This is a genomic window from Peptostreptococcus sp. MV1 (genome assembly GCF_000758885.1).
Classification (GTDB): domain Bacteria; phylum Bacillota; class Clostridia; order Peptostreptococcales; family Peptostreptococcaceae; genus Peptostreptococcus.
Genome location: NZ_JRNB01000090.1, coordinates 1 through 5492, shown reverse-complemented (window position 1 = coordinate 5492; position 5492 = coordinate 1). Strand labels below are relative to the sequence as shown.

Below are 5492 nucleotides of genomic sequence, written 5' to 3'. Positions count from 1 at the left end.
TTTGCATTTTTACTTCTACAATTTTTTCTAAGTCTATTTTTTCATCTATGATGTTGTCTACAAAATGTCCGTCATGATCCAGTGCTGAAAATGATATGACATTGTGCTTCCAATCTTTTCTTTGGAGATACTTTTCATGTTCTGTTATCTTCCAGTAGGCTTTGTAGACTTCTTCGCTTACAGGTACGGCTTTGCCTTTTACATAAAGGTAATATTCTTTCTTTTCCACCCAGTGTTCCTCCTTTTTTATTTCTCTGTTTTGGTTTTCCGAGAATAAAAAAGGAGGACTTCTACACTTTGGTGTAAAATGTCCTCTTAGGTTAAAAACTAATACTTTATATGATTTTCTACTTTGTTGGTTTTGATAAAATGATATTGCTATGTGTAAGCAATTACAAACATAAAAAAGGATAAATATATCTTATGCTAATAACAGAATTTGATGTTCCCATTATTTATCCCTCCATAAAACTTATATAAATCAAATCTTTCTCCCTTCTTAGATTAGTTTTTCCATGTTAATCATTTATTTTTAGTTGCAACATATTCTTCAAACATCTTGATTATCTCAGTATCCGAAAATCCTAACTCATATAGTTTTTCCAACAACATTTTTGTTAGTGTATTCGAATCCTGATTTCTTAACTCAATTATTTTCTGATCACTTTCAATAACAAAATATCCTTTACTTCCACGACTAACAATCAGTCCCTGTTTCTCAAGAACTTTTAAAGCTTTTTGAACTGTTGCAGGATTACATCCCTCCCTCTGTACTAAAGCCCTTATAGATGGCATCTGTTGTCCCGGAACATAATCGCCTCTTAAAATAGACACTCTTAACGCTGAAGCAATTTGCAAATATAGATATACATTCATTTATTTTTATTTTTCCTTCCTCGTACAAATTTCCAATATGCAGAGTATGGAATAACTGTAGCGAATAGAAGATAATATTTATTAGCAAACATATCAGGGGTTCCTTTTGTATTGAAATGAACAGGAATTTTCTCTGGAAGAAATATGCAAATAATAAATATTACAAACATCATTCCTATCAGCACTAATACATCTTTCAAAAATCTTTTTTTCATGGCAAATCTCCTTTCTATTTGTCAATAGCTTTCTATTTTCCTAAAATTTATCTAACCACCTTATAACTTCTACAAATGTATCCCTATTAATTGAATAATAGATATAATTTTTATATCTACTGTCGGTAATTAATTTACTCTTTTTTAATAAAGATAGATGATAAGATATAGTTGCTTTTTCTAATTTAAAATGACTTGCTATTTCTCCAGCAGTTAAATTTTTATTAGAAATAATTAATAAAATATCCATTCTAATGGGATTTGATAGGGAATCAAATATACTAACTAAATCTATCATCTTTTATTCCTGAAATATTGCAAATAAACTTAATATTGAAATAAACACCATTATATCTTTTAATAATTTTTTTCATAGAACATCTCCTCCTTAAACTAAAAATTTAATCTACAAGTTTTTATATAAACGCCACCCGCAATAACGAGCAAAATAAGTGCTACTCCCAATAATGTAGGTACTATAGAAAAATGCAAAAACCAATGGAAAAGAATTGGTATAACTAATGCAGCCATTCCAATAATTGCAGATACAATAACAGGCATACTCTGTTTTACTATCATCATCTCACTTTCCCATTCAAAGTTGGGAAATTTTTTATTCAAAGAAATTCCAATCACTGTTATAAAAACGGAATAACAAATAGGAACAATTATTAAGCTGATGGTTTGAATAATGTCCATATCAAGCTTTAGCAAAAATATAAACACAGAAACAATATATCCAATTAAATGAAGCGTAAGATTTACTGCAATCTTAGAATTTAAAATCGTTTTTACCCTAATAGGAGAACTTTGCAAAATCCAAACATTTTTACCTTCTAAAGATATGGAAAATGCTGCCGGACAACTAAGTAAAAACATTGAAGCAATACACATCGGAGCAAAATTTGAAAGATATTCATTAACATTTTCGATTCCCGCATATTCCCCTATTTGTTGTAAAGAATTAAAAAGAAGAAATATGCTGAAAACACATAAAAGTATTACACCAAGACCTGCATTCAATACTGCCATATATGAATTTAGAAACAGTCCCATTTCTTTTTTATATAGGGCAAAAAATACTGATTTTCTATTATTCGAATTTTTGTTGTCAGAATATCTTGTTGTTGTTTTAGCAAGAGTATTAAGCAACCCATACTTCAATGAAACCACTTTGGCAAATATATAAAAAAATACTATTGAAAGAACAATAAATAATCCTACTCCAATGTAAATTGGAAAATTATAGTATTCCATAAATAGCTTAGATAACGGGTACAATCTGGTAATTTGCTTAGAAAGCATAATCCCAATACTATTTTCATTACCTGATTTCATAGCTGACACTGCAATATATCCAATTATCCCTATCATTGCAAATGAAAAAATTAAAGCAATAACATTTTTTCTCTTAAAGAAAGATGAAGCAACAACAATAATGATTCCCATACATGCTGCTATACACATAGGTATCAACGGAACAAAAATTATGGAAGTAAAATACAATATAATCTGTAATGCATTTAAACTTCCGTTTAACACCCAAACAATTCCCCCCGGAAGCATAAACATCAATCCTATTAAAAAATTCAATAAATACATAAACATAAACTTGCTGCTTATAATATCCGAACTTTTTACAGGCAATGACAAAAGATTTTCCATATCACGACTGCCAAATAAAATCCCATTCGAATAAAATATTGTCAAAAATAATATTGCAAAGCTTGATACCGATACCATATATGCCGGTATCAACTCCTGCTGTCCCAGTTGTACCAATGTTTTGGCTGTTATGATATTATAAACAAAGAAAAATATAGCAAGAGTTATTATTCCAAAACTTGCAATAACAATTGAACTTTGTTTTTTATTTCCCGGCTCTTTCATTTCGTTGATCGGAAAGAAATTTATCAATTGTGCTCTAATTAGTATCCAAATTTTGCTCATTATCCTGCACCTCCATGAAAAAAGTTTCCAAAGATTTATTGCCTTTGACTTCTTCTGTATTTCCGCTCGCAATTAACTTTCCATTTTTTATAATTGCAATTTTATTACATAATTTTTCTGCAACATCCAATACATGTGTTGAAAAGAAAATAGCTCCTCCATCTGATACGCATTCGTGCATTATTTTCTTTAGTAGAAAAGTTGCTTTCGGATCAAGTCCAACAAAAGGTTCATCTAAAATTAGTAACTTTGGAGAATGCACCAGTGCAGAAATAATAGCCGTTCTTTGCTTCATGCCATGTGAATACGAAGATATCATTCCCGAAAGATGTTTCGTCATTTCAAATAAATCGCCGTATCTCTGAATTCTTTCTCTGCGTATTTCAGTAGAAACTTCAAATAAATCAGCAATAAAATTGATGTACTGAAATCCTGTTAGATGTTCATATAAATCCGGATTATCCGGAATGTATGCCATTATTTTCTTACAAATAACAGGCTCTTCTTTAATAGAATGCCCGTCAATCGTTATACTTCCATTCTCAAAATCATGAATTCCAACTACCGCTTTTATCGTTGTAGTTTTTCCGGCTCCATTTGCACCAATGAATCCATAAATATCTCCAGACTGTACTGAAATGGATAAGTTTTCAACAGCCTTTTTGTTCCCATAGAATTTACTAAAATTCTTTATCTCTAACATAATTTCCACCTCCATTGACAATTTGTCAGTTATTCCTTGAAATAAAACCGATAACTTGTGTATCAGTAGCTATCGGCAAATTATTCTCCTTGCAAACATTCTATTCTTTTTTAATTACTAAAGAGCTTTTTCGTATTTAAGCTTTGTTCAAGCATTATCTTAAATGCATTTAAGTAGTTATCAACAGGTTCTTCCTTTAAATATCTTATACTTATGTTATTTGAAACAAAAACATAAGCTGTCATAAGCAACTCTGCTGTTTCTAATGGATATTTTACAGAAAAAACTCTTTCCATTATTCCTTGATTTATAATCTTTTCAAAATATATTGTCAGTTTTTCAACAAGCTTATGGGATAACTTATCTATCATATATTGATTTTCTTTAAGGTCAATTGTTTTTTGTAGCACTGTACCCTCTGCTGAAATATTTTCTGAAGATATAATTGTAACATCTATAAATGATCTGATTTTTTCTATGGCAGTTTTATCTTCATCATAAGCAATAATATAAATATCTTTCAGTAGTCTATCTGAATATTGTTCTACAAGACAATATAAGATATCCTCTTTATTCTTAAAGTGATAATATAACAACCCTCTTGATATATTTACTTTATCAACTATATCCTGAGTTGTTGTATTAGTATATCCTTTCTCCATAAAGAGTATCATTGCAGCATCCATAATCTCTGCACGTCGTATTTCAGGTTCTTTTACATCTCTCATTTTATACCTCCTATTATTTATATAATACATCTAAACTGACAAATTGTCAATTGATTTTAATCTTGTTATTTTATGCTTTTTCATAGTCTTTTCTTAAACTCTTTAGCTTCTCCTGTTTTTTCTGTTCTCTCCTTTCCTTATACCTTTCCTCATACTCCTGTTGTTTTCCATTTGCTTTACGCTTTAGATAATTTTGATGAAGTCTGTCTCTTCTCTCATTAATTTTTCGTTCTTCTTCCTCAAGTTTTGATCGTTCTTCTTCGCTTAACTCTTCTTTTGGCACTTCATAATTTCCTATGAAGTTAAAATATATTTCTATCTTTTGCTTTGATGTTTGACTNCCTTTCCTATCTCTTTCATGAATGATTATCTTCTTTACAAACTCATTTATCATTGTGTTTGTGAGATTATCAAAGTTTTCATAACGACTAATAAGGGATATGAATTTTCTTGCCTTATCTGTTTCCNTTTCATATCTTGATATTACAAGCTCTAAGTCTTTAATCTCTTTNCTTAACGTGAGTTGCTCAGTTTCATATTGGTTATTTAAAATTTCATAGCGATTATTCGGTATCTTATTTAAAATCATATCTTCATAAATTCTGCACATCAATCGTTCCAGCTCTTGAAGCCTGTTTTGGCTTTCTGTTAATCTTATCTTTTTNTTTTCTATATGTGCCTTTTCCTTTTCTTCCATTTCATTTTGAATGGAATGAATAAATGCTTCATTATCTTCATCAAGATAATTTTTTATATCTTTTAATGTTTCTTGGATAAGGTTTANGACTACTTCTGCTTTTATCCTATGAGCTGATGGACATAGCGTTCCGCAAGGTACTTTCTTATAATTACTGCAAACATAATAAGGAATATTCTTATAGTTATTTGTCCTATGAACATACATCTTGCTNCCACAATCNGCACAATACATCAGTCCTGTTAGTGGGTGATATTCGCCCCAACCATCAGGATACCTTTTTACATTTCCTCTTATCCTTTGCACATTATCAAAGGTTTCTT

Annotated in this window: 7 protein-coding genes and 1 pseudogene; all 8 read right to left on the bottom strand. The window is 30.0% G+C overall.

The genetic code is table 11. From position 1 onward, the window contains the following. A pseudogene (locus HMPREF1639_RS06725) lies at window positions 1–229 on the bottom strand (sigma-70 family RNA polymerase sigma factor); the annotation flags it as partial. Between the two features lie 293 nt (window positions 230–522). Further along, a complete protein-coding gene (locus HMPREF1639_RS06720; protein WP_003060287.1) occupies window positions 523–876 on the bottom strand; it encodes a GntR family transcriptional regulator in 354 nt (117 codons plus the stop codon). Further along, window positions 873–1091 (bottom strand): DUF1648 domain-containing protein, encoded by a 219-nt coding sequence (locus tag HMPREF1639_RS06715; RefSeq protein ID WP_036764705.1) that lies wholly within the window; start codon window positions 1089–1091, stop codon window positions 873–875. Before HMPREF1639_RS06715 ends, HMPREF1639_RS06720 begins: the two co-directional genes overlap by 4 nt. A gap of 40 nt (window positions 1092–1131) precedes the next feature. Then, a complete protein-coding gene (locus HMPREF1639_RS06710) occupies window positions 1132–1389 on the bottom strand; it encodes a metalloregulator ArsR/SmtB family transcription factor (protein ID WP_036764702.1) in 258 nt (85 codons plus the stop codon). Between the two features lie 95 nt (window positions 1390–1484). Continuing rightward, the gene (locus HMPREF1639_RS06705; RefSeq protein WP_003061195.1) at window positions 1485–3041 is read right to left on the bottom strand and encodes a hypothetical protein; all 1557 of its coding nucleotides are present in this window, start codon (window positions 3039–3041) and stop codon (window positions 1485–1487) included. After that, entirely contained in the window at window positions 3016–3744 is a 729-nt protein-coding gene (locus tag HMPREF1639_RS06700; RefSeq protein ID WP_000889773.1) for an ABC transporter ATP-binding protein, read from the bottom strand. The genes HMPREF1639_RS06705 and HMPREF1639_RS06700 overlap by 26 nt, the downstream gene beginning before the upstream one ends. Before the next feature lie 110 nt (window positions 3745–3854). After that, complete coding sequence (locus HMPREF1639_RS06695) at window positions 3855–4472, bottom strand: TetR/AcrR family transcriptional regulator (RefSeq protein WP_002838505.1); 618 nt, start codon at window positions 4470–4472, stop codon at window positions 3855–3857. A 70-nt stretch (window positions 4473–4542) separates the two neighbouring features. Next, window positions 4543–5492: DUF4368 domain-containing protein (locus HMPREF1639_RS06690; protein ID WP_036764697.1), on the bottom strand; the 950-nt coding region annotated here is incomplete at its 5' end.

Coding starts and splice junctions, on each gene's coding strand:
- HMPREF1639_RS06720 (WP_003060287.1), bottom strand. CDS start 876: ATGAATGTATATCTATATTTGCAAATTGCTTCAGCGTTAAGAGTGTCT.
- HMPREF1639_RS06715 (WP_036764705.1), bottom strand. CDS start 1,091: ATGAAAAAAAGATTTTTGAAAGATGTATTAGTGCTGATAGGAATGATG.
- HMPREF1639_RS06710 (WP_036764702.1), bottom strand. CDS start 1,389: ATGATAGATTTAGTTAGTATATTTGATTCCCTATCAAATCCCATTAGA.
- HMPREF1639_RS06705 (WP_003061195.1), bottom strand. CDS start 3,041: ATGAGCAAAATTTGGATACTAATTAGAGCACAATTGATAAATTTCTTT.
- HMPREF1639_RS06700 (WP_000889773.1), bottom strand. CDS start 3,744: ATGTTAGAGATAAAGAATTTTAGTAAATTCTATGGGAACAAAAAGGCT.
- HMPREF1639_RS06695 (WP_002838505.1), bottom strand. CDS start 4,472: ATGAGAGATGTAAAAGAACCTGAAATACGACGTGCAGAGATTATGGAT.